The following is a 25,198-nucleotide window of genomic DNA, read 5'->3' as shown; positions in this document are numbered from 1 at the left end:
CGCCGGATCCGGTCCGCCCCGCCTTTTTTCGCCCAGGCCGTTTCCTTCGCTCAGACTGGCGGCGCCGCCCGGCGCCGTCCCCGGGAGCCCATGCCATGATCCAGGCCGCTGCTCCGGCCGTTTCCCTGGTCGGGGTGCGCAAATCCTTCGGCGCGACCGTCGCGGTCGACGACGTCTCCTTCGAGATCGCGCCGGGCAGCGTCCATGCCCTGCTCGGCGAGAACGGCGCCGGCAAGTCGACCATCGTCAAGCTGCTGTCGGGACTGCTCGAGCCCGACCACGGCCGCTTCGAGGTGTTCGGCGGGACGGTCGCCCTGGCCTCGCCGCGCCACGCCCACCGGGCCGGCATCCAGACCGCCTTCCAGGAGATGACCCTGGTCCGCGACCTGACCGTGCTCGACAACATGCTGATGCCCTACGCGCCGGTCGGCCCGAGCGGCATGATCCGGCGCCGGCGCGCCGCCGAGGCGCTGCGCGCGCACTTCGACCGGCTCGGCTTCGAGGTCGATCTCGGGGCCGAGGTCGGCGAGCTCGACCTGGCGGTCCAGCAGAAGCTGGAGATCGCCCGCGCGCTGTTCCGCGAGCCCAGGATCCTGCTGCTCGACGAGCCGACCTCGACCCTGACCGGCCGCGACGTCGACTGGCTCGGCGAGATCATCGCCGAGGAGAAGCGGCGCGGCGTCACCATCGTCTTCATCTCGCACCGCATGCGCGAGGTGCGCGCCTTCTGCGACCGCCTGACCATCCTGCGCAACGGCCAGCACATCACCTCCGGCGCGGTCGGCGAGATCAGCGACCGGGAGGTCATCGAGCTGATCGTCGGCCGCAGCCTCGACCAGACCTATCCGGACCGCACCCGGGCGCCCGGCGCGATCGGCGAGCCGGTGCTGGGCTGCAGGGACCTCTCGGCCGGCGCCAAGCTGCGCCACGCCAGCTTCACCCTGCACCGTGGCGAGATCCTCGGCGTCGCCGGCCTGCAGGGCATGGGCCAGCTCGAGCTTTTCCACGCCTGCTTCGGCCTGGCCGAGACGCACCGCGGGCGCATCGAGGTCGACGGCAGGCCGGTCGTCATGACCTCGCCGCGCGACGCGCTGAGGCCCGAGATCGGCATCGGCCTGGTGCCGCAGGACCGCAAGAGCGAGGGCCTGTTCCTGAAGCTCGACGGCCGGCGCAACGCCTCGCTGCCGGTGATCGGCCGGCTGACCCGGCCGCTGCTCTCGGGCGGCCTGATCGACGGCGCGCGCGAGCTCGAGGAGGTCGGCGCGACCTTCGACCGGGTCGAGATCGACCGGCGCGCGCTCTGGACCCGGGTCTCGGCCTTCTCCGGCGGCAACCAGCAGAAGATCGTGCTGGCCAAGTGGCTGTTCGCCGAGAGCCGGATCCTGCTGCTGTTCGATCCGACGCGCGGCATCGACGTCGGCACCAAGCACGAGATCTACCTGCTGATGCGCGCCTTCGCCGACCAGGGCGGCTCGATCCTGTTCCATTCGACCGAGGTGCCGGAGCTGGTCAACCTCTCGGACCGGGTCGTGGTGCTCTACGGCGGCCGCACGGTCGAGACCCTGGCCGGCGACGCGCTGGAGGAGACGACCATCATGCGCGCCGCGCTCGGCGGCTCGGACGTGGTCGAGGAGGCGGCGTCGTGAGCGCGCTGTCCGGGAACGGCGCGCGCATGACGGCGCTGGCGCGGCTCGGCCGCAGCCTCAACCGCAGCCGCGGCCTGGTCATCGCCATGCTGGCTTTCGCGGCCCTGTTCCTGGTCGTCGACCTGATCAGCCAGGGGCCGCTGAGCTACTTCGACGTCTCCTTCCTGTCGAGCGGCGGCGCGACTCTGGCGATCGCCGCCGTCGGCGAGACGCTGGTCATCCTGTCGGGCGGCTTCGACCTCTCGGCGGCCGCGGTCATCTCGCTGGTCAACGTCGTGCTGGCCAGCAACATGGACATGACCGACATGAACGCCTCGGTGCCGCTCTGGACCGCGGCCGGCATCGGCGTCGGCGCCCTGGCCGGGGCCTTCAACGGCTTCTTCATCGCCTTCCTGCGCCTGCAGCCGATCGTGGTCACGCTCTCCAGCATGTTCATCCTGCAGGGCGTCACGCTGCTGGTCATGGACAAGCCCGGCGGCTTCGTCTCGCCGTCGCTCGGCAGCGCCTACCTGGGCGACGCCATCCCGGGCGTGCTGCCGATGCCGCTGGTGCTGCTCGGGGTGCTCGGGCTGCTCTGGCTGTGGCTGAAGAAGAGCCGCTTCGGCACGGCGCTCTACGCGGTCGGCAGCGATCCCGAGTCCGCGGCCTCGACGGGCCTGCGCGTCGACTGGGTGCGCTTCGCGGTCTACGTGCTGGCCGGCGGCCTCTACGGCCTCGCCGGCGTGTTCATCAGCGCCCAGACCGGCTCCGGCGACCCGCTGGTCGGCAACCCGATGCTGCTGTCGATCTTCGCCGCCGTGGTGGTCGGCGGCACCCGCCTGGGCGGCGGCCGGGGCGGCCCGCTCGGCTCGATGTTCGGCGCCTACATCCTGATGATCGTCGTCAACATCCTGCTGGTGCTCAACGTCTCGGCCTACTACTCGACGATCGCCGAGGGCACGATCCTGGTGCTCGCCGTGCTCGGCGCCTCGGTCAGCCGCGACTCGGTGCTGGCCCGCCAGCTGCGCGCCGCCGGCCGCCGGCTCGGCGCCGCCCGGCGCGGCCAGCTGCCCGGGCAGCTCGGCGGCGGCGACCGGCGGCTCAAGCTGGCGCTGCCGGCCCGGCGCCGAGCCACGACGGCGGTCGGCTTCGGCCAGCGCCACGCCGAGACGCTGCGCTTTGCGCTGCCGGCCTACCTCTGCTTCCTCGGCGTCGTCCTGGTCACCGAGATCTGGCTCGGCCATGCGGTCGGCAACTGGACCTACTGGAACTCGCTGCTGGTGCTGTCCTGCTTCCTGGCGATCCTGGCGCTGGGCCAGGGCACGGTGATCCTGACCGGCGGCCTCGACCTCTCGGTGCCCTGGACCATCGGCCTCTGCGGCATCCTGCTGGCCGGCCTGGTCAAGGGCTCGGACGTGGCGCTGCTCTACGCGCTGCCGGCGGTGCTGCTGGTCGCCGTGCTGGTCGGCCTGGTCAACGGCCTCGGCATCGTCGTGCTCGGCCTCTCGCCGATCGTCATGACCCTGGCGATGAACGGCATCCTGCAGGGCCTGGCGCTGATCTACTCGGGCGGCACGCCCGACGGCTTCTCCTCGCCGCTCCTGCGCTGGTTCATGACCGCCAAGCTGGTCGGCATCACGCCGGTCGTGTTCTTCGTCGCCGCCTTCGTCGTCTTCGCCGTGCTGCTGCTCGGCCGCACCGCCTTCGGCCGGCGGGTCTACGGCATCGGCAACGGCCAGAGGGTGGCGCGCCTCTCGGGCGTGAACGTCGACTGGACCCTGGTCGGCGTCTACGTGCTCTCGGCGCTCTGCTCCTGCCTGGTCGGCGTGCTGCTGACCGGCTTCTCGGGCCAGGCCAGCCTGGGCATGGGCGACGACTACCTGCTGCCCTCGATCGCGGTGGTCGTGGTCGGCGGCGCGCTGATCACCGGCGGCCGCGGCCACTACCTCGGCATGCTTGGCGGCGTGCTGCTGCTGACCGCGCTGCAGACGCTCCTGGCCGGCACCACGCTGCCCTACGCCACCCGCGCCATCCTGTTCGGTCTCGTCGTGCTCGGCGCCGTCATCGCGCTGCGCGAGCGGCGTGCCGGCTGATCGGCCCTTCATCGGAGAAGCTGCCCATGACAGACGAAAGAAGCACCAGACCGGGCCTGCAGGGCCAGCGCGTGCTGATCACCGCCGGCGCCGCCGGCATCGGCCTGGCGATCGCCGAGCGGCTGATCGCCGAGGGCGCGCGGGTCCTGGTCTGCGACGTCGCCGAGCCGGCCCTGGCCGACTTCTCGACGCGCTTCCCCCAGGCCCTGGCGCGGCCGGCCGACGTCACCGACGAGGCGGCGGTCGCGGCCCTGGTCGCGGTCGCCGAGAGCGAGCTCGGCGGCCTCGACGCGCTGATCAACAACGCCGGCATCGCCGGGCCGACCGGGGGCGTCGAGGAGATCTCCCCGGCCGACTGGCGGCGCTGCCTGGAGGTCAGCCTGACCGGCAGCTTCCTCTGCGCCCACCATGCCGTGCCGCTGATCAAGGCCGCCGGCGGCGGCGCCATCGTCAACATGTCCTCGGCGGCCGGCCGCTACGGCTACGCCTTCCGCAGCCCCTATTCCTCGGCGAAGTTCGGCCTCATCGGCTTCACCCAGAGCCTGGCCAAGGAGCTCGGGCCGGCCAACATCCGGGTCAACGCGATCCTGCCGGGCATCATCGAGGGGCCGCGCATGGCCGGCGTGATCCGCGCCCGCGCCGAGCAGGTCGGGGTGTCGTTCGAGGCGATGGAGCGGCAATATCTGGACCGCATCTCGCTGCGCCGCATGACCAGCCCGCACGACGTCGCCGGCATGGTCGCCTTCCTGCTGTCGCCCGACGGCTGGAACATCTCCGGGCAGTCGCTCGGCGTGGACGGCAACGTCGAGACCCTGTGACGCCATGACGGAGGGTTCCAGAACAATGACCAAGATCGCGCTCGTCGGCAGCGGCCTGATCGGCCGGGCCTGGGCCATCTCCTTCGCCCGCGCGGGCTTCCGCGTCGCGCTCTGGGACCGCGAGCCGGCGGCGCCCGAGGCGGCGCTCGGCTTCGTCTCGGAGATCCTGAAGGACCTGGCCGCCCACGACCTGCTGAACGGCGCCACGCCCGCCGAGGTGCTGGCGCGCATCGCGCCGGAAACCGACCTCGGGGCCGCCCTGGCCGATGCGGCGCACGTCCAGGAGAGCACGCCGGAGGATCTCTCGGTCAAGCGGCGGGTCTTCGCCGAGCTCGACGAGGCCGCGCCCGCGGCGGCGGTCATCGCCAGCTCCAGCTCGGCGCTGCTGCCCTCGCGCTTCACCGAGGCGCTGAAGGGCAGGGCGCGCTGCCTGGTCGTGCACCCGATCAATCCGCCCTACCTGATCCCGGCCGCCGAGGTCGTGCCGGCGCCCTGGACCTCGGCCGAAGCGGTCGAGCGCACGCGGGCGCTGCTGGTCGAGGCCGGGCACGCGCCGATCGTCATGCAGCGCGAGCTCGACGGCTTCGTCATGAACCGCCTGCAGGGCGCCCTGCTGGAGGAGGCCTTCCGGCTGGTCGACGAGGGCTACGCGAGCGTCGAGGACGTCGACATCGGCATCCGCGACGGTCTCGCCCTGCGCTGGTCCTTCATCGGCCCCTTCGAGACCATCGACCTCAACGCGCCTGGCGGCGTCGCCGACTACGTCGCGCGCTACCAGGGCATCTACAGCAACATCTTCGAGCAGACGCGCCACCGCGCCGACTGGGCCGGGCCGGTGCTGGAGCGGGTGCTGGCGCAGCGGCGCGGGCGGCTGCCGGAGCGGGAGCTGGCGGCGCGCCAGCTGTGGCGGGACCGCCGGCTGATCGCCCTGGCGGCCCACAAGAAGCAATCGGATCGGGAGTTCGGCAAATGAGCGAGAGCGGCATGAACAAGAGGGCTTCTGTCGGCGCCGGCGCCGAGGCGGTGATCATCACCTGCGCGGTCACCGGCGCGATCCACACGCCGACCATGTCGCCGCACCTGCCGATCACGCCGGACCAGATCGCGGCCGACGCCCTGGCCGCCGCCGAGGCGGGCGCGGCGATCCTGCACCTGCACGCGCGCAACCCCGAGACCGGCCAGCCGGACCAGACGCCGGAGGCCTTCGCGCGCTTCCTGCCACGCATCAAGCAGAACACCGACGCGGTGGTGAACATCACCACTGGCGGCAGCCCCTACATGCGCGTCGAGGAGCGGGTGAGGCCGGCCGACACCTTCAAGCCCGAGGTCGCCTCGCTCAACATGGGCTCGATGAACTTCGGCCTCTACCACCTCGTCGACCGCTACAAGGAGTTCAAGTTCGAGTGGGAGCGGCAGCACCTCGAGGCTACCCGCGATCTGGTTTTCCGTAATACCTTCAAGGACATCGAGTTCATTCTTCAGACCTGCTACGACAACGGCACGCGCTTCGAGTTCGAGTGCTACGACATCTCGCATCTCTACAACCTGGCGCACTTCGCCGACCGCGGCCTGGTCAAGCCGCCGTTCTTCGTGCAGTCGGTCTTCGGCCTGCTCGGCGGCATCGGCACCCACCCCGAGGACGTCATCCACATGAAGCGGACCGCCGACCGGCTGTTCGGCAGGGACTTCCGCTGGTCGGTGCTGGGCGCCGGCGCCAGCCAGCTGCGCATCGCGGCGCAGGCCGCCGCCATGGGCGGCAACATCCGCGTCGGCCTGGAGGACTCGCTCTGGGCCGGCAAGGGCCGCCTCGCGACCTCCAACGCCGACCAGGTCAGGCTCGCCCGCCAGCTCGTCGAGGGCCTGGGCAAGCGGCTCGCGACACCGGCCGAGGCGCGCGAAATCCTGTCGCTCAAGGGCGGCGACGCGGTGGCTTTCTAGGGCGCTGGGGAAGGTACTGGATCGGCGTCACCCCTCACCCTCCCGCGGCCTGACGGCCGCGGGCCCCTCCCTCTCCCCCAAGGGGCGAGGGATCAGGAAGGGCCCCGTCCATTCCCTCGCCCCTTGGGGGAGAGGGAGGGGCCCACGCGAAGCGTGGGAGGTGAGGGGTGGGCGACGCACCGGAACAGGAGGAGGGAGCCATGCTGCGCATCGAGACCTTCGTCGCCGAGCGCGACAGCCTGGGCGAGGGGCCGCTGTGGGATCCGGCGGAGGAGCGCTTCTACTGGATCGACTCCTACGGCCCGGCGCTGCATCGCTGCGACCTGAAGGGCGGCGACCGCCGGACCTGGTCCCTGCCCGAGCCGATCGGCTCCTTCGCGCTGCGCGAGAAGGGCGGCGCGGTGCTGGCGCTGCGCAGCGGCTTCCACTTCCTCGACCTCGACAGCGGCGCGGTCACGCGGATCGTCGAGACCCAGCCCGGTGAGCTGCGCCCCCGGCTCAACGACGGCAAGGTCGACCGCCAGGGCCGCTTCCTGGCCGGCTCCATGGACTTCCAGGAGGCCGACCCGATCGGCAAGCTGTTCCGTCTCGATCCGGACCTCTCCTGCCACGTCCTCGACGAGGGCATCATCTGCTCGAACGGCCCCTGCTTCAGCCCGGACGGGCGGACGCTCTACTTCGCCGACAGCTCGGCCGCCGCGATCTACGCCTACGACTACGACACGGCCTCGGGCGCCGTGCGCTCGCGCCGGCTCTTCGCCAGCTTCGAGGCGCGCCAGGGCTTCCCCGACGGCGCCACGGTCGATTCCGAGGGCTTCCTCTGGTCGGTCGAGGTCTACGCCGGCCGGCTGGTCCGCTTCGACCCCGAGGGGGTGGTCGACCGCGTGGTCGGCCTGCCGGTCTTCTCGACGACCAGCATCACCTTCGGCGGTCCGAACCTCGACATCGCCTTCGTGACCTCGATGGCGCGGCCCCACGACGGGGTGCGCCACAAGGAGCGGGAGGCGGGGATGGTCTTCGCGGTCCACGGGCTGGGCGTCACCGGCCTGCCGGAGCCGCGCTTCGCCGGCTGACCGGCCGGGACGGAACAGCAGCAAGGGAGGAGAAGCGATGCGCATCGAAGTCCTGGTCGACGTCAAGACGACCCTCGGCGAGGGCCCGCTCTGGGACGTCGAGAGCCAGCGGCTCTACTGGATCGACAGCTTCGACGGCCGGGTCTTCCGCGCGACCGCCGAGGGCCACGAGCTGCGCGCCTGGGACGTGCCGGGCAAGATCGGCTCGATGGCGATCCGCAAGGACGGCCGGGGCGCGATCCTGTCGCTGGAGAACGGCTTCCACACCCTGGACTTCGCCAGCGGCGAGGTCGCGCTGATCGTCGACCCCGAGCCCGGCAAGCCGGCCAACCGCCTCAACGACGGCAAGGTCGACAAGCAGGGCCGCTTCGTCGCCGGCTCGATGGACACCATGGAGGAGGGGCCGAACGGCGCGCTCTACCGGCTCGACCCCGACTTCTCGCTGCACAGCCTGGACAGCGGCATCATCGTCTCCAACGGCCCCTGCTGGAGCCCGGACGGCGACACCTTCTATTTCGCCGACAGCTGGTCGGGCGAGATCTGGGCCTACGACTACGACCAGGCGACCGGCGGGGTCAGCAACCGGCGCACCTTCGCCAAGGTCGACACCAGCGGCGGTGGCGCCGCCGACGGCGCCACGGTCGACGCCGAGGGCTGCGTCTGGAGCGCCCTGGTCTATGCCGGCAAGCTGGTCCGCTACCGGCCCGACGGCACGGTCGAGCGGATCATCGAGATGCCGGTCAGGAAGGTCACCAGCGCGATGTTCGGCGGCCCGAAGCTCGACGTGCTCTACGTCACCTCGATGGCCAAGCCGCCGCTACCGCGCTTCCCCGGCGACGGCGTGCTGCGCGGCAGCCTCTTCGCGATCTACGACCTGGGCATCCAGGGCGTCCCGGAGCCGCGCTTCGGGGGGTGAGGGGAAGTCGCGAGCACGGTGAGGGGCGGGAGCCGGCGCGACGGCGCGGACTCGTGCACGATCGCGCACTCTCTACAGCCCGTGACCGATCGCTTAAGATGCCCCTCGGCAAGGCTGGCCGACGCTGAGCTGTTGTGACCGATCGGCGGGACTTCCCAAGCTCCGATCAGGGGGGCGCCGACTTGAGGCAGGTCTTTGCAAAGCGCTTCTGGGGCTTCGACCCGCAACGCTGGCCTATTATTTCATTCGGTCTAGCGGCGAGCCGCGACTCCCTGATCCGCAGTTCGCGTGCGGGTGACGTCATCGCCTTCGTCGGAACCCAGCAGGAGCCGACGGCGCTCGGAGATCGCGGTCGCTTTCTCGGCCTTGCCGAGATCGGACGCTTGCCGATCGACAGTCTTGACGTTCTCGACACCACCACGTTGCAGCCGGAAAGCTTTGCCAGCGACGGTAAGTTCAAGTGGCCGAAGGCTCTGCCGATGCTTCGTGCGTGGAAGTTTCCTGATCGTCCGAAGGTCACTGAGGTCATCAAAGCGCAGCTATCCTACGGAGCAACTGTCCGCGCCGTGTTGCTGGACGCTGACGACCGAGCCGCCGTTCTCGAGCTGCCGCGCGAGGAAGTTGACGTACCCGATCTGGAGCTTATCCGACGTCATCGCGCCTTGGCCGACGCATTGTCGTCCTCAGGACCCACGAAGGGGCCGGCACCCTCGTCATGGTCCGGAGAGGTCTCGCGGAACATGAGCGGTGCCGCTGTGACCTATGCGTTGCGATTCGGTAGACGCAATATCTGGAAGATCGGCCATGCCCAAGATGTCGCCGCTCGCCTTGCGGAGGTGAACAAGCATGTCCCGCACGAAACCCTCGGCGAAAGCTGGACGGCGGTGCTGACCCAGAGATGGAAGACCCAGATGGCGGCTTACGACATGGAACAGCGAGTGCTCGCACTCCTCAACGACAAGCGGACGCAGGGAGAACGGGTCGTTTGCACGGCAAGCGAACTACAAGCCGCGTGGGTGGACGCCATGATCCCGGGGCAACTGCCGGCTCGGTGACTGCCGCGCTGGTGTTCTCGGGCGCTGCCAGCCGACTTAGCCCATATTACCGCCCGATCAGCTTGAGGAACTTGCCGGCCAGGGCGTCGGCGCCGTTGGCCAGGATGCCGGTGTCGCCGCCGACCGCGACGAAGGTGTAGCCCCAGTCGAGGTAGCGCTCGGCGGCGGCGTTGTCGGCGGTCAGGATGCCGGCCGGCTTGCCGGCGGCCTTGCAGCGCTCGACGGCGTGCCTGATCGCGGCCTGGACCTCGGGGTGGTTCGGGTCGGCGAGGTGGCCGAGGCCGGTCGAGAGGTCGGTCGGGCCGATGAACACGCCGTCGACGCCCGCGACCGCGGCGATCGCGTCGATGTTTTCCAGGGCCTTGCGGCTCTCGACCTGGACCAGCACGCAGATCTGCTCGTTGGCGAGGGGGTGGTAGCCCTTGATGCGGCCGAAGCGGTTGGCGCGCATGCCCGAGGCGACGCCGCGCAGGCCCTGCGGCGGGTACTGGCAGTAGGAGACGGCGCGCGCCGCCTGCTCGGCGTCGTCGATCATCGGGATCAGCACGGTCTGGGCCCCGGTGTCGAGGATCCGCTTCAGGTAGACCATGTCGTTCCACGGCGGCCGGACGACCGGCTCGGCGGTGCCGCCGGTCATGGCCATCTGCTGGACCAGCACGTCCTGGATCTCGTTCTGGCCGTGCTCCATGTCGAGCACGATCCAGTCGAAGCCGGCCTCCTTCAGGATGTCGGCGACCAGCGGGTGCATCAGCTGGGACCAGAGGCCGATCTGCGGCCGGCCCTCCCGGATCGCCTGCTTGAAGGGGTTGGTCCGCAGCTCCGCCATCGTCTCGTCTCCTGCCGTCGATGCTCGTCTTTTCGCGGTCATCCATGCCGCGCCCGGGCGCCGGGGGCAAGGGTCCAGGGGCGCAGGGCAGCCCCCCGCGGCAGGGGGCGCCGGGGAACAAGGGGCAAGTCCCTGCCGTTGGCCCGACGACGCCGCCGACCGGTCGGCTGCCCCGTCCCCCGCCACGACCGAGGTTTGCCTCGATGATTCCCGACTGGCTGCACCTGCTCTCGATCGCCGCGCTCGGCCTCGGCCTGCTCTGCGCCGCCGCCGTACTGGTCGACGTGCTGCGCCATCCCCAGCACATGTGGATCATGGGGGTGGTCTGGCCGGTCGTCGCGCTGTTCGGTACGGCGATCGCGCTGTGGGGCTACGTCGCCTACGGGCGCCTTTCGACGCACCGGAAGATGCGGCGGGCCCTGCAGCGCGACGAGACTCCGCCCAACAAGGCCGGGACGCCCTTCTGGATCATGGTCGCCAAGGGCACCAGCCACTGCGGCGCCGGCTGCACGCTGGGCGACATCTGCGCCGAGTGGCTGGCCTTCGCGCTGCCGGCCGTCGCGGTCTGGCTCGGCTGGCAGTCGCTCTTCCAGGAGAAGATGTTCGCCGTCTGGATCCTCGACTTCCTCTTCGCCTACGGCTTCGGCGTCGCCTTCCAGTACTTCACCATCGCGCCGATGCGCGGGCTCGGCCTGTGGGCCGGGCTGGCGCAGGCGGTCAAGGCCGACACCCTGTCGCTGACCGCCTGGCAGGTCGGCATGTACGGCTTCATGGCGGTCGCCAACTTCTGGATCTTTCGCGACCTGCTCGGCGCGACGCTGGAGGTCGCCAGCCCGGAGTTCTGGTTCATGATGCAGATCGCCATGCTGTTCGGCTTCGCGACCGCCTATCCGGTCAACTGGTGGCTGCTGCGGGCCGGCATCAAGGAGGAGATGTGAGGCGCGCGGAGGCGGGCGCGCCGCTCAGGGCTCCTCGCCGAGGTCGTCGAGCGGCAGCTCGGTCTGGAGGTTGCGCAGCACGCGCTCGACCTGGGCGAGCGGCAGGTTGAGGTGCTGCGCGATGTCCTGCGCCTCGGTCAGCCCGTAGGTGTCCATGGCCTCGTAGACCTCGCCGCGCGCCGTGACATCGCTGATCTTCCGCGGATCCTCGGGAGCGCCCATCGTCGTTCCTTTCCATGACGCACCCTTGCGAATGCGCGTGTCGCTCGATGCGTTCCGGACGCCTCCGAGAGGCCGCCAGACTATCGCGCGGGCGCGGCTCAGACGAGATAGTGCGTGACCAGGAACAGCGCGCAGCCGACGGCGGCGCCGACCAGGGTGCCGTTGACCCGGATGTACTGCAGGTCGCGGCCGACCGCGAGCTCGATCCGCTCGACCACGGTGCGGCTCTCCCAGCTCCTGACGACCTCGGCGATGAAGCCGCCGATCTCGTGCCGGAAGGGCGGCACGAGGCCGCGCACGATCTCGGCGAGGCGGCGGTCGAAGCGCTCCTGCATGTGCGGGTCGCGGGCGAGCGCCCGGGCCAGGGCCTGCAGGCTCTCGACGAGGCCCCGGCGCAGCGTCGAGTCCGGGTTCTCCAGCCCGGCGATCAGGCGCTCGCGCAGCTCGCCGCCGAGGCCGGCCAGGTAGCGCCGCATCTCCGGATTGGCGAGCAGCCGGTCGCGCCACTCGGCGACCTTCGCGCGGGCCTCCGGCGCGCTGTGCAGCTCCTCGATCCACTGCGCGACCGCCTGGTCGAAGCGCCGCCGCGCCTCGTGGTCCTGGGCGCCGAGCTCTGCCAGGATCTCGTCGGCGCCCTCGATCAGGGCGGCCGCGACCTTGCGGTCGACCGTCCGGGGCACGTACCAGCGGCTGCGGTCGGCGATGGTGCGGAAGACCCGCTCCCGGTTGTCGGCCAGGAAGCGCCGCGCCGTGCCGACCGCCTGGTCGAAGAGCTCCTGGTGCCGGTCGCCCTCGCGCAGCAGGGCGAGCAGGCGGCCGAGCAGCGGCGCCAGGTCCTGGCCCCTGAGCTCCCGCTCCAGCGCGCCGGCGACGAAGCGGCGGATCTCGCGGTCCTGGATCGAGCGCAGGGCGACCGGCGCCGCGGCGGCGATCCGCTCGACGATCAGCTCGGCGTGCTCGCGCTCGGCCAGCCAGTCGGCGACGCGGGCCGCCGGGCGGGCGTGCAGCAGCTTGCCGGCAATCAGCTCCGGCTGCAGGAAGTTGTGCTCGACGAAGCGGCCGAGGCCTTCGCCGATGCGCGCCTGGTTGTTCGGGATGACGGCGGTGTGCGGGATCGGCAGGCCGAGCGGCCGGCGGAACAGCGCGGTGACCGCGAACCAGTCGGCGAGGCCGCCGACCAGCGCCGCCTCGCAGCCGGCCCTGGCCAGCTCGACCCAGAAGCCCGGCTGCGGCACCCGCAGCGCGGCGACGAAGCCGGCGCCGACGGCGACCAGCAGGAAGGTCGCCCAGAAGCGGTGCCGCCGCAGCGCCCGGCGCTTTGCCGCATCGTTGGCCGGCCCGGTCGGAAGGGCCGGGTCGCGGGGCGAGCTCGGGGCGCTGGAGGACAGGGGCATCGGCGGCGGATCCGGATCGTGGCGGCGGGCAGGGCGGGATCGACAGGCCAAGAAGTCGGGATCGATCGGCGCCGGCGCAACGTCGGACTGCGCGGCGCCGCCGGGGTCGAAGGCCGTGCCCGCCTGTGCTATCAGCGGCGCACGTCGGCCCGGCGCCACCTCCGGCGGGCCTTTTGCGCCGCGCGGCCCGGTCGGCCGGAACCGGGAGGGAGACCCCGACAGGTGCTGATCTCCGAGCTGCCCTCGGCGCTGGAGCGCTTCGACGATCTGGAGCGCCGGCTCGCCGGGCGCCGGCCGGCCGTCTTCCTCGACTACGACGGCACGCTGACGCCGATCGCCGCGCGGCCGGAGCAGGCCGTGCTGGCGGCCCCGGTCCGCGCCGTGCTCGAGCGGCTGGCCGCGCTCTGCCCGGTCGCGCTGGTCAGCGGCCGCGACCTCGCGACCCTGCGCCGGCTGGTCGGCGTCGAGGGCCTGACCTTTGCCGGCGAGCACGGCTTCGACATCCTGCATCCCGACGGCAGCACGGCCCAGCCGCCGGAGGTCGCCGCCCTGGTGCCGCACGTCGAGGCGGCCGGCGCGGCCCTGGAGCAGGGCATCGGCGGCATCGAGGGCGTGCTGCTGGAGCGCAAGCGCTTCTCGATCGCGATCCACTACCGCCACGTCGCGCCCGAGGCCGTCCAGGCGGTGCGCGACGCCGTCGCCGCCCAGCTCGCCCGGCACCCGCAGCTCAAGGGCCTGTCCGGCAAGAAGGTGCTGGAGCTGCAGCCGGCGCTCGACTGGAACAAGGGCCGGGCCATCGTCGCGCTGACGGAGGAGGAGGGCATCGGTGCGGAGAGCCTGCCGATCTTCCTCGGCGACGACACGACCGACGAGACCGCCTTCGAGGCGCTGGCCGGTCGCGGCGTCTGCATCGTCCTGGAGGGCGAGGAGGACCGCGAGACCGCGGCGGGCCTGCGCCTCGGCGATCCGACGGAGGCCAGGCGCTACCTGGAGCGGCTGATCGGATTGCTCGCGCAGGGCAGGTGAGGGGCCCGCCGCCCGCCGCCCGCCCGCGACGGCTCGCCGGGACGGCCGCGCTGCGCTAGATTGGTGACGTGGCTGACTGTCTGAAAGGACCGAGGCCGTGAGATCCGCCGTCTTCGCCCTGCTGCTCGGGGTTCTGCTGACCGCCGTCTCGGCCGTCCCGGCGACGCGCGCCGGCTCGGCGTCGATCGATCGCGACCCGCTGCGCCGGCTGATTCCCTCGCCGGAGCTCTACATGCCGGTGCCCGGCGGCCAGCTCGGCATCGGCAGCCGCGTGCACAAGGGCGAGACGATCGAGCAGATCAAGGCCCAGGCCGACGGCGGCATCGTCGTCGGCTACTGCCTGCGCGCCGCCTGCAGCCACATCACCCACCTCGTGGTGATGCAGGTCTGCGGCAACGCGGTCGGCGGCCCGGGCGGTGCCGACCGCCTGGTGCTCGGCGTCGTGCGGCTGCCCTACGGCCGGACGGACGGCTACATCAAGACCCTGCAGGGCCGCGACTACGCCGAGAACTTCGCGACCTACGGGCCGGCCGAGCAGATCCTGCCGGCTGCCGGGGACAACACGGGCAGCGGCCTGCTGGCTCTCCAGACCGTCGGCATGGGGCCGGTCCAGCCCCTCGTCTTCGAGGGCATGCGGGTCGCCAGCCCGCAGAGCCGCGACACCCTGGCCCTGCAGATGGTCGCGCCGCGCGGCGGCGCCAAGTACGGGTTGCAGAACGCCCGGATCGAGATCCGCCACCTCTGCCAGAAGCACCTCAGCTGAGACTGCGTCGGGAACCGCGGGCCGGCCCGGCCGGTTTCCCCGACTCGCGCTCGGTCGGCCCGCCGGCCCAGCGGGCGGCCCGGCGGGCGGCTGCGGCCGGCGGCGGGGACGGGGCGATTCCACCGGCAAGGGAGCGGGCATGAGCGACGGCTGGACCATCGGCACCCTGCTCGACGCCCTCGAGCGCCGCGGCGGCCAGCCGGCCCTGCAGTGGCTGGAGGGCGAGAGGATCGAGACGCTGGACGCAGCCGAGCTGGCCCGCCAGGCCCGCCGCCTCGCCCACGGCCTGGTCGGCGCCGGCCTGCAGCCCGGCCAGAGCGTCGGCATCGTCGGCCAGAACTCGGCCGCCTGGGTGATCGTGCGCCTGGCCACCGGGGCCGCCGCCGGCCTCGCCTCGGCGGTCGACGAGCTGGCCGGTCCCGAGGAGCTGGAGCAGCAGACGCGCGATGCCGGCTGCCGCTTCCTCTTCGCCGGCAGGCACCACCTGACCGACGCGAAGCCCCTGGCCGAGAGGCTCGGCGTCGCGCTCTACGCCCTGGAGGACAACGACGAGGGCGTGCCGCTCTGGCGCGCGCTGCTGTCCGACGGCGAGGAGCCGCTGCCGGCGGTGGCGGCCTCGAGCGAGGCGATGCTGGTGCACACCTCCGGCACGACCGGCGCGCCCAAGGTCTTCGCCCTGACCTACGCGAACCTCTGGGCCAACATCGAGGCGCTCGCCGCCAGCGGCCTCGCCTGGGAGGGCGACCGCTTCCTGTTGCCGCTGCCGCTGCACCACGTCTATCCGCAGACCGTCGGCCTGCTGACGCCGCTGCATCTCGGCGCCTCGGTGATCTTTCCCGAGGGCGTCACCGGGCCGCTGCTGCGCACCGCCCTGAGCGAGGCCGGGCCGACCCTGCTGATCGGCGTCCCGCGCCTCTATGCGGCCCTGGTCGCCGCGGTCGACGGCCAGGTCGCGGCGCGCGGCCGCCTGGCCGCGGGGCTCATCCGCCGCCTGTTCGACCTCGCCTGGTGGGTCCGGCGCCGGACCGGCTTCAACCTCGGCCGGCGCCTCTTCGGCTTCATGCGGGCGAGGATCGCGCCGGGCCTGCGCCTGCTGGTCTCGGGCGGCGCCAAGCTGGACTGGCAGACCGAGAAGAAGCTGGCGGTGATCGGCTGGGACGTGCGCAGCGGCTATGGCCTCGCCGAGACCGCCTCGGTCTTCACCGGCAACGTCCCCGGCGCGACGCGCCTGGGCAGCGAGGGCAAGCCCTTCGGCGTCGGCGAGATGCGCATCCGGCCGCTCGAGGAGACGGAGGACCGCCAGGACACGGCCGGGGGGGACACGGCCGAGGGGGACACGGCCGGGGCGGACGCGGGCGGCGAGATCCAGCTGAAGGGCCCGAGCGTCTTCGCCGGCTACCGGAACAACGACGAGGCCAACGCCAAGGCCTTCACCGAGGACGGCTGGCTGCGGACCGGCGACCTCGGCCACATCGACCGGGACGGCTACCTCTTCGTGACCGGCCGCGCCAAGGAGCTGATCGTGCTCGGCGGCGGCAAGAACGTCTTCCCGGAGGAGATCGAGAAGCACTTCGGCAGGTCGGACTATGTCCAGGAGGTCGCGGTGCTGGAGAAGGACGGCACCCTGGTCGCCCTGGTGCTGCCCGACCAGGCGGCGATCAATGCGGCCGGCCTGACCCGGCCGGAGGAGGCGGTGCGGGTCAGCCTGACCGAGCTCGGCCACGCCCTGCCGGCCTACCAGCGCCTCTCCGGCCTCGCGCTGGTGCGCGAGCCGCTGCCGCGCACGCGGCTCGGCAAGTTCCGGCGCTTCCTGCTGCCGAAGCTCTACGCGGACGCCAAGGCCGGCCGGCAGCCCGAGCCGAAGGAGCCGAGCGCCGCGGACCGCGCGCTGCTGGCCGACCCCAAGGCGTCGGTCGCGGCCGAGATCCTGAAGGCGCGGGCGCCCGGCGATCGCCTGGACCCGGACGCCGACCTGGCGATGGACCTCAACATCGACTCGCTCGGCTGGGTCTCGGTCTCGCTGGAGCTCGAGAGCCGGCTCGGCCTCACGCTGTCGGACGAGACGGTCGCGCGGCTCGCGACGGTGCGTGACCTGCTGGAGGCCGTGCGCGAGGCCGAGCCGGGCGAGGGCAGGGCGGCGGCGCCCGACCTCGACGACTGGCTCGGCCGGCGCTCCTGGCCGCTGCGCGCCGCCGCCGAGCTCGGCTACCGCCTGAACGCGCTGGTCGCGGCCCTGCTGTTCCGCTTCGAGACGCGGGGCCGCGAGAAGCTGCCGGCCGACGCGCCCTTCCTGGTCGTCGCCAACCACGCCAGCGACCTGGACCCCGGCGTCGTCGCCGCCGCGCTGACGCCGCGCCTGCGCCGCCGCCTGACCTGGAGTGGCGAGCGCGGCCGGCTGTTCGGCGGTCCGGCCAGCCGCCTCTTCTGCCGGATCTTCCGGGTCTTCCCGGTCGACGAGCGCGACGCGCGCAACGTCCTGGAGGCGGGCAAGGCGGTGCTGGAGCGCGGCGAGGGCCTGGTCTGGTTCCCGGAGAGCTGGCGCACGCCCGACGGCCACCTGCAGCGCTTCCTGCCCGGTGTCGGCGAGGTGGTGCAGGGGCGCGACCTGCCGATCGTGCCGCTCTACCTCGACGGCACCTTCGACGCCTGGCCGCGCCACCGCGCCTGGCCGCGCCTGCGCAGGATCCGCGCGTTCATCGGCGCGCCGGCGACCGCGGCCGAACTGGCCAGTGAGGGGAGCGCCGAGAGCGAGGCCGAGCGCATCGCCGAGGCCCTGCGGCAGCGGGTCGCCGCGCTGATCCCTGACGATCCGCCGCTGCGCAGCTCCGAGTCCTCCCTCTCCGCCCCGGGGGGCGGAGAGGGCCGGGGAGAGGTGGGGGAGTCGCCCCCGGGAAAAGGCGACGGCGGCTCTTCGAGGCGGTGACGCCTCACCTCTCCCTGACCCTCTCCGCCCCCCGGGGCGGAGAGGGGACTGGAAATGCCGCCCGCCGCCGCCTTAAGCTCCCGCCGACCTAGCCAGGGAGCCCGCCATGACCGATCTCGCAGAAGCCCGTCCCGCCCGCTGGAGCGCCGAGGAGTGGCAGCGCCGCGTCGAGCTGGCGGCCTGCTACCGCCTGGTCGCGCGCTACGGCATGACCGATCTGGTCTACACCCACATCTCGGCGCGCGTGCCCGGCACCCGCGACCAGTTCCTGATCAACGGCTACGGCCTGCTGTTCGAGGAGATCACCGCCTCGAGCCTGGTCAAGATCGACCTCGACGGCAGGCCGGTCGAGGACAGCGACTGGGAGGTCAACCCGGCCGGCTTCACGATCCACAGCGCGATCCACCAGCAGCGCCACGACGCTGAGTGCGTCGTCCACACCCACACCGTCGCCGGCATGGCCGTGGCTGCGCAGCAGGAGGGCCTGCTGCCGATCAACCAGATGTCGATGCAGTTCCACGGCCGTCTCGCCTACCACGACTACGAGGGCATCGCGCTCGACCTGGACGAGCGCGGACGCCTGCAGCGTGACCTCGGCGACAAGCCGTGCATGATCCTGAGGAACCATGGCCTGCTGACCGTCGGCGTCACGGTCGGCGAGGCCTTCAGCCTGATGTACTACCTCAACAAGGCCTGCGAGCTGCAGGTCGCGGCGCTCGCCGGCGGCCGGCCGCTGGTGATTCCCTCGGACAACGTCTGCGCTCACGCCGCCGGCCAGTTCGACGTCGGCACGCCGACCGCCGGTCAGCTCGAGTGGACGGCCCTGCTGCGCCGCCTCGACCGCGAGGAGCCGGACTACAAGACCTGAGGGCGCGGCCTCCCGCAGGGGAGCGGGCTGCCGCCCTCGATCCGGTCACGCTTCCGCGCGAGCCGATGACCGCACGCGAATGCGTCCTGAGATCATGGGGCTCACGCGAAGCTGACGCCGATGGCGCCCAGTGGCCCGTAGTCGGCCTGAATGACATCGCCGCTGGCGATGTCGACAGGCCGCGTGAAGGAACCACCGAGCACGACCTCTCCCTTCTTCAAGCCGTCGCCGAGGGGCGCGAGCTTGTTGACCAGCCAGGCGATGCCGGCTGCGGGGTGCCCCATCACCGCAGCCGAGACGCCCGATTCCTCGATGATGCCGTTCTTCGACAGCGTGGCGCCGATCCAGCGCACATCGACCTCGAATGGCTCGACGATCCTGCCGCCGAGGACGATCGCGCCGAAGGCCGCGTTGTCGGCGATCGTATCGACAATCTGGCGCGGCACCTCGGTGCGATAGTCGATGATCTCGAGGGCGGGCGTGACGTACTCGGTCGCACGCATGACGTCGTGCACGCGACAACCGGCCCCGGAGAGGTTCTCGCCCATGACAAAGGCGAGTTCCGTCTCGAGACGCGGCTTGATGAAGGTGCCCGCCGGGATTCGGGCTCCGTCGTTGAACAGCGCGTCGTCGAGGATCAAGCCGTAGTCGGGCTCCGTCATCCTGGAGGCCATCTGCATTGCGCGGCTGGTGAGCCCGATCTTCCGGCCGGCGACTTTGGCGCCTTTCGCAATCCGCCCCGCGGCCCAGCGCCGCTGCACGTCATAGGCATCCTCGATGGTCATGCCGGGATAGGTCTTCGAAAGCTGGGGAACGACGACACGTGTCTCCCCGGCTTTCAGGAGACTGTCGGCAGCGGCCTGCCGCTCTGCATCGGTCAACATCGCGGCCTCACTTGATGGGGGGGATCGGGAGCTTGGCTTCGCCCGGTTCCATGGTGAAGGTATGGTCGAGCGTGTACCATTCGCCCACGTCGCCGTCCTCCGGATGCGGTTCGTTGCGGGCGACAAGGTGACCGATGAGCGCCTTCGTCACGCCGAACTGCACGTCCGACGTCAGGTAATCGGTCTCGTCGACGTAGACTTGGCTTGTAAGAGTCTTGAATCCTTCCTTGAAAATGAGCGCGTGGACATGCGCTGGCCGGTAGGGATGGCGGTTCTGCGCGGCCAGTAGCTTGCCGACAGTCGTGTTCGTCGGAATCGGATAGCCTATGGGCTTCACCGATTTGAACCGGAGGGTGCCGTCGGCCTTGGTCAGGAACTTGCCCCGAAGATTGAAGTCGGCCTGGCTCTCGTCCTGATTTTCATACAGCCCGACCGGGGATGCGTGCCACACGTCGACTTCCGCGCCCTCTATCGGATTGCCGTCACTATCCTGAACCCGAAACGTGCAGTAGAGCCGCGGGCCCGGCGTCTCGGAGCGCAGAATGGAGCCGCCGTCTTCCGTTTCGGGGTGATTCAGCCGCCAAAAGGGGCCGAGCAGCGACTGCGAGGTTTCGGTCGCGCCGTTGTCACCGTTGTTGAGCAGGCAAACGAGCGAGGAAACGCCCAGAGATCCCGCCATCAGCACGAACTCATTGTGCTTGTCGTTGGACTGCTGACCCATGGTGTTGAGGATGCGCGTCGCCTGCTGGAACTCCAGCTCGGTCAAGCGCACCTCCCGGACGAATCCGTGCAGATGCCTGATGAGGCTGCCCATGATCTCGCGCAAGCGCGGGTCTTTCGTCTGCTCCATCACCTTCAGCACAGCCGGCGTGACGACTTCATGGCTGTCGATGAGCACTCTTCACTCCTTTCCGGATCGGATCCGCGGTGATCGCACCTGAGGTATGCGTCAGCGCCGCGGGATTGATGACGACGCCTCAGCTGCGTCGTCGCGCCTCGTGGATCCAGTCGACGACATCGCGCAGCGTTTCACGGCCGTGGATGTCGGGCTGCCGCTGGCCGGGAAGCTCCGGGTCGGGGCCGTTGACGACATAGGCAGCCTCGCTCATTGCAGGTTTGCCAGCAGGCTCATGGTCGCGCGGAATATGGCCGCTGCGCGGACCTCCGGTGGCCGGGGGTCATCGCCCATGGGCAGTTCGACCGAGACGGCCGTCCGGTCGGGCAGCGCGGCAAGAAGGCCGGTGAGGTCCAAGCCTCCCTCTCCGGGGATCAGTCGTCCGCCACGCGCTTCGGCGATGGATCCGGCGACGTCTGCCGGCGGCGTCGCCGGGGCATCGCACAGCTGCGCGCTGACGACCATGCCGGGCCCCATCGCGCGAACCTCGGCGGGCGTGCCGCCGCAGCGGTACAGGTGGAGCGCATCGACGAGAAAGCCCGCGTTTCGTGCGCCTGACGCCTTGATGACGTCGACGCACTTTCCAGGAGTATCGATGCCGCGCCAGGCCATGCACTCGATGTCGACCCCCAGGCCGGAGGCGGCGGCCAGCTCGCAGAGTCGCGCAAAGCGGTCGATCAGCGCGGCGCGGTCCCAGTCGTCGGCGCAGAGGTTCAGGCGTTCGGCGCCTACTGCGGCCGCTGCCTCGATCACTGGTTGCAGTGCATCAGGGTCGAAGGCTTGGTCCAGAACGATCGTCTCGATGTCGTAGACCGAGATGTCTTCGTCTTCCAAGCCCCTGCGAAGCTCCCGCAGTTCTGCGGCATTCCGGGGGCAGTAGTGCAGCTGACCGGGCGCAAAGGGATTGAACCGCAGGCCGACGAAGGAGTAGCCGGTCCGCCGCGCCAGGCGGACCAGCTCGACCGGCCGCAAATCGAGAAAGGTGAAATGGCCCAGGCCGAGTGCTCTCATCCTTCCTGTCTCAGCACGGCGGTAAGGTCGGCATTCTCGTTGCAGCGCCGGGCCAGAGGCGCTCGAACAGCCGGTCTCGTCCCACGGTTCTTCCTCGTCGCTGGCATTGCAGGACCGTGCTCACCGCCAAGTCTGGCGTTGGGCCACTGAACGGCAGCTAGAGCCTACTATGGTTCACGGCGCAACCCTACATTCTGTCCGCCCCGGCACGTCCGAACGCCTGTCAGGGTCGTGTCAGGGCACGGTGTCGGTGGCGCTGCCTCACATCCGGTGAGACTGGGCGACCGCGGCCACGCTGCCAACCGGGCGGCCGCTTCGTCGCGCTGGCCGCGTCGGCAGTGAGCGGTCCCGGTCGTCATCTCGAGTTCCGGCGTCTCGGTCGCAGAGGCCTTCAGCCTGATCTACTACCTCAACAAGGCCTGCGAGCTGCAGGTCGCGGCGCTGGCCGGGGGCGGCCGTTTATCATCCCCTCGGACAACGTCTGCGCCCACGCCGCCGGCCAGTTCGACGTCGCCGCCGCTGCCGCGGGTCGAACGCCTGACTCGCAGGACCCCTGGGTTGGCGGTACCCTGCCGTGGAGGCGGGAAGGGCGAGCGACGATCCCGGCCTCGTCCTGGAGACGCGGCGATGACGGACGTCAAGCGATGGCTGGACGGGGTCGGGCTGGGCAAGCACGCCAGCGTCTTCGCCGCGAACGACATCGGCTTCGACGTCCTGCCGGAGCTCGCCGAGGACGACCTCAAGGAACTCGGCCTGTCGCTCGGCGACCGCAAGCGCCTGCTGGCGGCGATTCGGCGGCTCGGCGACGCGCCCTCGGAGGCCTCGCCGCCCCGGGAGCCGGCCCCCGATCCGCCGCCGGCCGCGGCGCCGGGGACGCGCCGGCAGGTGACCATCCTGTTTGCCGACCTCTCGGGCTTCACCGAGCTGTCCGGCCGCCTCGACGCTGAGGAGGTGCATGCCCTGCTGCAGCGCTACTTCGCGGCGGTCGACGAGACGTTGCACGCCTTCGGCGGCGCGATCGACAAGCATATCGGCGACGCCGTCATGGCCGTGTTCGGCGCACCGCTCGCGCACTCCGACGACCCCGAGCGCGCGGTCCGGGCGGCCCTGGAGATCCACCGCCGCCTCGCTCTCTTCGAACCGCCGCTGACCGGCCACATCGGCATCGCCAGCGGCCAGGTCGTCGCCAATCGCACCGGCAGCGACAGCTTCGCGGAATACACCGTCACCGGCGCCTCGGTGAACCTCGCCGCCCGCCTGCAGGACCGCGCCGGTGCCGGCGAGACGCTGATCTCGGAGGCGGTCTGGAGCAGCGTGCGCACGATCTCCGAGGCCGATCCGGTCGGCCGGGTGGCGATCAAGGGCATCGCCGAGCCGGTCGAGGTCTGGCGCCTGGCCGGGCTGCGCGACCGGCCGGAGGGCGTGGCCGGCCGTCCCATGGTCGGGCGCCGGCGCGAGCTTCGCCAGCTCGCCGCGATCCTGGCCGAGTGCCTCGCCGAGAAGGCCGGCCAGCTGGTGCGGGTGCGTGGCGAGCCGGGGATCGGCAAGACCCGCCTGATCGACGCCTTCCAGGGCGAGGCGCAGGCGGCCGGCGTCGCCTGTCACAGCGGGCTGGTGCTCGACTTCGGTGCCGGCAAGGGCCGCGACGCGGTCCCGGCCCTGGTGCGCAGCCTGCTCGACATCCCGCTCGGCAGCGGCAAGGCGGTGCGCCGGGCCGCCGCGGAGCGGGGCGTCGAGACGGGCCTGGTCGAGGCGGCGGACCTGGTCCACCTGAACGGCCTGCTCGACCTGCCCCAGCCGCCGGCGCTGAAGGCGCTCTACGACGCCATGGACAATCGCACGCGCCAGGAGGGGCGCGCGCAGACGCTGGCCTCCCTGGTCGTCGCAGCCGGGCGGCGGTCGCCGGTCCTGCTGAGGATCGAGGACATCCACTGGGCAGACGCGGAACTGCTCGGGCAGCTCGGCGCGATCGCCGCGCGCATTCCGGACGGGACGATCGCGATGGTCATGACGACGCGCATCGAGGGCGATCCGATCGACGTCGCCTGGCGCGCGCTGGTCCGCGACTGTCCGTTCACGACGATCGATCTCGGGCCGCTGCGCCCCGAGGACGCGATGGCGCTGGCCGGGCAGTACGCCGCGGCATCCGCAGAGACGGCGCGCGCCTGCATCGAGCGGGCGGCCGGCAATCCGCTGTTCCTCGACCAGCTGCTGCAGAACGCCTTCGAGAGCGGCGCCGCCGGCGTGCCCGGCTCGGTCCAGAGCATCGTCCAGAGTCGCATGGACAAGCTCGCGCCGGTCGATCGCGACGCCCTGCAGGCCGCGGCGGTGTTCGGCCAGCGCTTCACGGCCGCGGCCGTCGCCCACGCGCTCGGCCTGGAGGCCTACGACTGCGCGGTCCTGCTCGCCCAGAACCTGGTCCGCCCGGAGGGCGACCAGCTCCTGTTCGTCCACGCGCTGGTCCGCGACGGCGTCTACGAGACCCTGCTCCGCGATCGCCGCCAGGCGCTGCACCGGCGCGCCGCGGACTGGTACGCGGCGAGCGACGCCGTCCTCCGTGCCCGTCACCTGGAGGCCGCCGGCGATCCCGGTGCCGCCGCAGCCTATCTGGCGGCCGCCGAGGAGCAGCTTGCGGCCTACCGCTACGATCGCGCCCTCGGCCTGGTCGAGGCCGCCCGCGCGCTCGGCGGTCCGACGGAGGTCCGCTTCGCCCTGCTCTGCCTGGAAGGCGAGCTGCGTCGGATGCTGGCCGAGTCCGAGCGCTCGCTCGCCTGCTTCGGCGAAGCCCTCGACCTCGCCGCCACGCCGGAGCAGGAGTGCGACGCCCGGATCGGGCTCGCCGCCGGCATGCGCATTCTCGACCGCTTCGACGCGGCCTTCGCCGAGCTCGACCGGGCGACGACACTCGCCGGGGCTCTCGAACGGCCCGACCGGGCGGCGCAGGTCGCCTACCTGCGCGGCAACCTGCTGTTTCCGCTCGGCCGGACCGAGGAATGCCGCGCCGCTCACGAGGAGGCGCTGGCGCTCGGCCGCGCCGCGGGCAGCGCCCGGCTCGAGGTCCAGGCGCTCGGCGGGCTGGGCGACGCCAACTATGTCAGCGGCCGGATCCGCAGCGCGCACCGGCACTTCGAGGATTGCGTCGCGCAGGCCCGCGCGCACGACTTCGGGGCGATCCTGGTCGCCAATGCGCCGATGCTCGCCTGGACGGCGATCCTGGTCGGCGATTTCGCGAGCGGGTCGGCTTCGGCCGAGGCGGCGCTGCAGGCGGCCGAGCAGGCCGGCAACGACCGGGCCGCGATCATCGTCTACAACGCGCTCGCTTTCCTGGAGACCGCGCGAGGACGCCTCGATGCCGCGGCGAGGCACGCCGAGGAGATCGTCCGACTCAGCGAGCGGCTCGGCTCGGCGCGTTTCGGCTCCTACGGCCTGAACCACCTCGCGGACCTTTGCATGGCGCAGGGCGCGCGCACCGCGGCGCGCGCGCACAGTGCCCGGGCCAAGGCCCTGGCCGAAGGCCCGGCTTTCGGCTTCTGCGGCCCCTGGATCCTGGCGACCTCGGCCCGTCTCGCCGAAAGCGCAGAGGCAGCAAGGGCCGATCTCGAGCGCGGGGAGGCGGCACTCGGCGCCGGTGCCGTCGCGCACAACCACTTCTTCTTCCGCCACGAGGCGCTGCAGTACTGCCTCGACAACGGCGATCTCGAGGGCGTCGAGCGTCACGCCCGGGCCTTCGAGGCCTATCTCGGCGGGGAGACGACGGACTGGACCGACTATGTCGTCGGCCGGGCCCGGGCCCTTGCGGCTGTTGCCGGCGGCCGACGGGACGAGGCGCTGCGCGCGGACCTGGAGCGCTGCCTGGGCTTCGCGGAATCCCGGCAGCTCGGTCCTTCGGCGGAGGCGATCCGCGCGGCCTTGCAGCTGCTCGCCTGACCG

General features: G+C 71.5%; 21 protein-coding genes. 14 read left to right on the top strand and 7 right to left on the bottom strand.

The genetic code is table 11. The annotated features are described in order from the left end of the window. The first annotated feature begins 95 nt into the window (after window positions 1–95). The 8 genes from B9O00_RS08775 (at window position 96) to B9O00_RS08740 (ending at window position 9,518) form a co-directional block, all read left to right on the top strand. Window positions 96–1,646: a sugar ABC transporter ATP-binding protein gene (locus B9O00_RS08775; protein ID WP_085122098.1), complete on the top strand. Its 1,551-nt coding sequence runs from the start codon at window positions 96–98 to the stop codon at window positions 1,644–1,646. Further along, complete coding sequence (locus tag B9O00_RS08770; protein WP_200808443.1) at window positions 1,643–3,718, top strand: ABC transporter permease; 2,076 nt, start codon at window positions 1,643–1,645, stop codon at window positions 3,716–3,718. The genes B9O00_RS08775 and B9O00_RS08770 overlap by 4 nt, the downstream gene beginning before the upstream one ends. Window positions 3,719–3,744: 26 nt before the next feature. Then, entirely contained in the window at window positions 3,745–4,536 is a 792-nt protein-coding gene (locus B9O00_RS08765) for an SDR family oxidoreductase (protein ID WP_085122097.1), read from the top strand. Between the two features lie 25 nt (window positions 4,537–4,561). Beyond that, window positions 4,562–5,509 (top strand): 3-hydroxyacyl-CoA dehydrogenase, encoded by a 948-nt coding sequence (locus tag B9O00_RS08760; RefSeq protein WP_085122096.1) that lies wholly within the window; start codon window positions 4,562–4,564, stop codon window positions 5,507–5,509. Then, window positions 5,506–6,474 carry a 3,5-dioxohexanoate:acetyl-CoA acetone transferase gene (gene kce / locus B9O00_RS08755; protein WP_085122095.1) on the top strand — a complete coding sequence of 323 codons (969 nt, stop codon included), beginning with the start codon at window positions 5,506–5,508 and terminating at the stop codon, window positions 6,472–6,474. The genes B9O00_RS08760 and kce overlap by 4 nt, the downstream gene beginning before the upstream one ends. A 200-nt stretch (window positions 6,475–6,674) precedes the next feature. Further along, window positions 6,675–7,547 (top strand): SMP-30/gluconolactonase/LRE family protein, encoded by an 873-nt coding sequence (locus B9O00_RS08750; RefSeq protein ID WP_200808442.1) that lies wholly within the window; start codon window positions 6,675–6,677, stop codon window positions 7,545–7,547. Between the two features lie 37 nt (window positions 7,548–7,584). After that, window positions 7,585–8,463: an SMP-30/gluconolactonase/LRE family protein gene (locus B9O00_RS08745; protein ID WP_085122094.1), complete on the top strand. Its 879-nt coding sequence runs from the start codon at window positions 7,585–7,587 to the stop codon at window positions 8,461–8,463. A 182-nt stretch (window positions 8,464–8,645) separates the two neighbouring features. Further along, a complete protein-coding gene (locus B9O00_RS08740; protein ID WP_143596183.1) occupies window positions 8,646–9,518 on the top strand; it encodes a hypothetical protein in 873 nt (290 codons plus the stop codon). Window positions 9,519–9,564: 46 nt separating this feature from the next. On the opposite strand, the gene B9O00_RS08735 is transcribed toward B9O00_RS08740, so the two are convergent. Then, complete coding sequence (locus B9O00_RS08735) at window positions 9,565–10,344, bottom strand: HpcH/HpaI aldolase family protein (RefSeq protein ID WP_085122092.1); 780 nt, start codon at window positions 10,342–10,344, stop codon at window positions 9,565–9,567. A 203-nt stretch (window positions 10,345–10,547) separates the two neighbouring features. Here B9O00_RS08735 and B9O00_RS08730 point away from each other — a divergent pair, with 203 nt between their 5' ends. Beyond that, entirely contained in the window at window positions 10,548–11,282 is a 735-nt protein-coding gene (locus tag B9O00_RS08730; RefSeq protein WP_085122091.1) for a DUF4396 domain-containing protein, read from the top strand. A gap of 24 nt (window positions 11,283–11,306) precedes the next feature. Here the strand turns inward: B9O00_RS08730 and B9O00_RS08725 are convergent, their stop codons facing one another. After that, window positions 11,307–11,504: a hypothetical protein gene (locus tag B9O00_RS08725; protein ID WP_085122090.1), complete on the bottom strand. Its 198-nt coding sequence runs from the start codon at window positions 11,502–11,504 to the stop codon at window positions 11,307–11,309. A gap of 98 nt (window positions 11,505–11,602) precedes the next feature. Continuing rightward, window positions 11,603–12,898 (bottom strand): DUF445 domain-containing protein, encoded by a 1,296-nt coding sequence (locus B9O00_RS08720; protein ID WP_085122089.1) that lies wholly within the window; start codon window positions 12,896–12,898, stop codon window positions 11,603–11,605. 222 nt (window positions 12,899–13,120) lie between these two features. Between B9O00_RS08720 and otsB the strand changes: the two genes are divergently transcribed. The 4 genes from otsB (at window position 13,121) to B9O00_RS08700 (ending at window position 18,478) form a co-directional block, all read left to right on the top strand. Then, the gene (otsB, locus tag B9O00_RS08715) at window positions 13,121–13,924 is read left to right on the top strand and encodes a trehalose-phosphatase (RefSeq protein WP_089229644.1); all 804 of its coding nucleotides are present in this window, start codon (window positions 13,121–13,123) and stop codon (window positions 13,922–13,924) included. A gap of 97 nt (window positions 13,925–14,021) precedes the next feature. Continuing rightward, a complete protein-coding gene (locus B9O00_RS08710) occupies window positions 14,022–14,687 on the top strand; it encodes a hypothetical protein (protein WP_085122088.1) in 666 nt (221 codons plus the stop codon). Window positions 14,688–14,826: 139 nt separating this feature from the next. Then, window positions 14,827–17,610 carry an AMP-binding protein gene (locus B9O00_RS08705; RefSeq protein WP_085122087.1) on the top strand — a complete coding sequence of 928 codons (2,784 nt, stop codon included), beginning with the start codon at window positions 14,827–14,829 and terminating at the stop codon, window positions 17,608–17,610. 106 nt (window positions 17,611–17,716) lie between these two features. After that, window positions 17,717–18,478: a class II aldolase/adducin family protein gene (locus B9O00_RS08700; protein ID WP_085122086.1), complete on the top strand. Its 762-nt coding sequence runs from the start codon at window positions 17,717–17,719 to the stop codon at window positions 18,476–18,478. A gap of 101 nt (window positions 18,479–18,579) precedes the next feature. Here the strand turns inward: B9O00_RS08700 and hpaH are convergent, their stop codons facing one another. The 4 genes from hpaH to B9O00_RS08685 form a co-directional block, all read right to left on the bottom strand. Beyond that, entirely contained in the window at window positions 18,580–19,362 is a 783-nt protein-coding gene (gene hpaH / locus B9O00_RS08695) for a 2-oxo-hept-4-ene-1,7-dioate hydratase (RefSeq protein ID WP_085122085.1), read from the bottom strand. Between the two features lie 7 nt (window positions 19,363–19,369). Beyond that, the gene (locus B9O00_RS08690) at window positions 19,370–20,260 is read right to left on the bottom strand and encodes a dioxygenase family protein (RefSeq protein WP_085122084.1); all 891 of its coding nucleotides are present in this window, start codon (window positions 20,258–20,260) and stop codon (window positions 19,370–19,372) included. Between the two features lie 79 nt (window positions 20,261–20,339). Beyond that, on the bottom strand, window positions 20,340–20,471 hold the full coding sequence (locus B9O00_RS33995; protein ID WP_268810751.1) for a type II 3-dehydroquinate dehydratase: 132 nt from the start codon (window positions 20,469–20,471) through the stop codon (window positions 20,340–20,342). Further along, window positions 20,468–21,268, bottom strand: coding sequence for a sugar phosphate isomerase/epimerase family protein (locus B9O00_RS08685; RefSeq protein WP_085122083.1), 801 nt, complete (start codon window positions 21,266–21,268; stop codon window positions 20,468–20,470). Before B9O00_RS08685 ends, B9O00_RS33995 begins: the two co-directional genes overlap by 4 nt. A 627-nt stretch (window positions 21,269–21,895) precedes the next feature. Here B9O00_RS08685 and B9O00_RS08680 point away from each other — a divergent pair. Beyond that, window positions 21,896–25,195, top strand: a complete 3,300-nt coding sequence (locus B9O00_RS08680) for an adenylate/guanylate cyclase domain-containing protein (RefSeq protein WP_085122082.1) — start codon at window positions 21,896–21,898, stop codon at window positions 25,193–25,195. Window positions 25,196–25,198: the final 3 nt, after the last annotated feature.

Origin of the sequence: Tistlia consotensis USBA 355 (genome assembly GCF_900177295.1) — a bacterium.
GTDB lineage: Bacteria > Pseudomonadota > Alphaproteobacteria > Kiloniellales > DSM-21159 > Tistlia > Tistlia consotensis.
Note: the sequence above shows the minus strand (reverse complement) of the source record. Positions and strands in the feature narration are given on the sequence as shown.

Excerpts from the sequence above, each read along its gene's own strand:
- B9O00_RS08775 (WP_085122098.1), top strand. The coding sequence starts at position 96 with ATGATCCAGGCCGCTGCTCCGGCCGTTTCCCTGGTCGGGGTGCGCAAA.
- B9O00_RS08765 (WP_085122097.1), top strand. The coding sequence starts at position 3,745 with ATGACAGACGAAAGAAGCACCAGACCGGGCCTGCAGGGCCAGCGCGTG.
- B9O00_RS08760 (WP_085122096.1), top strand. The coding sequence starts at position 4,562 with ATGACCAAGATCGCGCTCGTCGGCAGCGGCCTGATCGGCCGGGCCTGG.
- kce (WP_085122095.1), top strand. The coding sequence starts at position 5,506 with ATGAGCGAGAGCGGCATGAACAAGAGGGCTTCTGTCGGCGCCGGCGCC.
- B9O00_RS08750 (WP_200808442.1), top strand. The coding sequence starts at position 6,675 with ATGCTGCGCATCGAGACCTTCGTCGCCGAGCGCGACAGCCTGGGCGAG.
- B9O00_RS08745 (WP_085122094.1), top strand. The coding sequence starts at position 7,585 with ATGCGCATCGAAGTCCTGGTCGACGTCAAGACGACCCTCGGCGAGGGC.
- B9O00_RS08735 (WP_085122092.1), bottom strand. The coding sequence starts at position 10,344 with ATGGCGGAGCTGCGGACCAACCCCTTCAAGCAGGCGATCCGGGAGGGC.
- B9O00_RS08730 (WP_085122091.1), top strand. The coding sequence starts at position 10,548 with ATGATTCCCGACTGGCTGCACCTGCTCTCGATCGCCGCGCTCGGCCTC.
- B9O00_RS08725 (WP_085122090.1), bottom strand. The coding sequence starts at position 11,504 with ATGGGCGCTCCCGAGGATCCGCGGAAGATCAGCGATGTCACGGCGCGC.
- B9O00_RS08720 (WP_085122089.1), bottom strand. The coding sequence starts at position 12,898 with ATGCCCCTGTCCTCCAGCGCCCCGAGCTCGCCCCGCGACCCGGCCCTT.
- B9O00_RS08705 (WP_085122087.1), top strand. The coding sequence starts at position 14,827 with ATGAGCGACGGCTGGACCATCGGCACCCTGCTCGACGCCCTCGAGCGC.
- B9O00_RS08700 (WP_085122086.1), top strand. The coding sequence starts at position 17,717 with ATGACCGATCTCGCAGAAGCCCGTCCCGCCCGCTGGAGCGCCGAGGAG.
- hpaH (WP_085122085.1), bottom strand. The coding sequence starts at position 19,362 with ATGTTGACCGATGCAGAGCGGCAGGCCGCTGCCGACAGTCTCCTGAAA.
- B9O00_RS33995 (WP_268810751.1), bottom strand. The coding sequence starts at position 20,471 with ATGAGCGAGGCTGCCTATGTCGTCAACGGCCCCGACCCGGAGCTTCCC.
- B9O00_RS08685 (WP_085122083.1), bottom strand. The coding sequence starts at position 21,268 with ATGAGAGCACTCGGCCTGGGCCATTTCACCTTTCTCGATTTGCGGCCG.
- B9O00_RS08680 (WP_085122082.1), top strand. The coding sequence starts at position 21,896 with ATGACGGACGTCAAGCGATGGCTGGACGGGGTCGGGCTGGGCAAGCAC.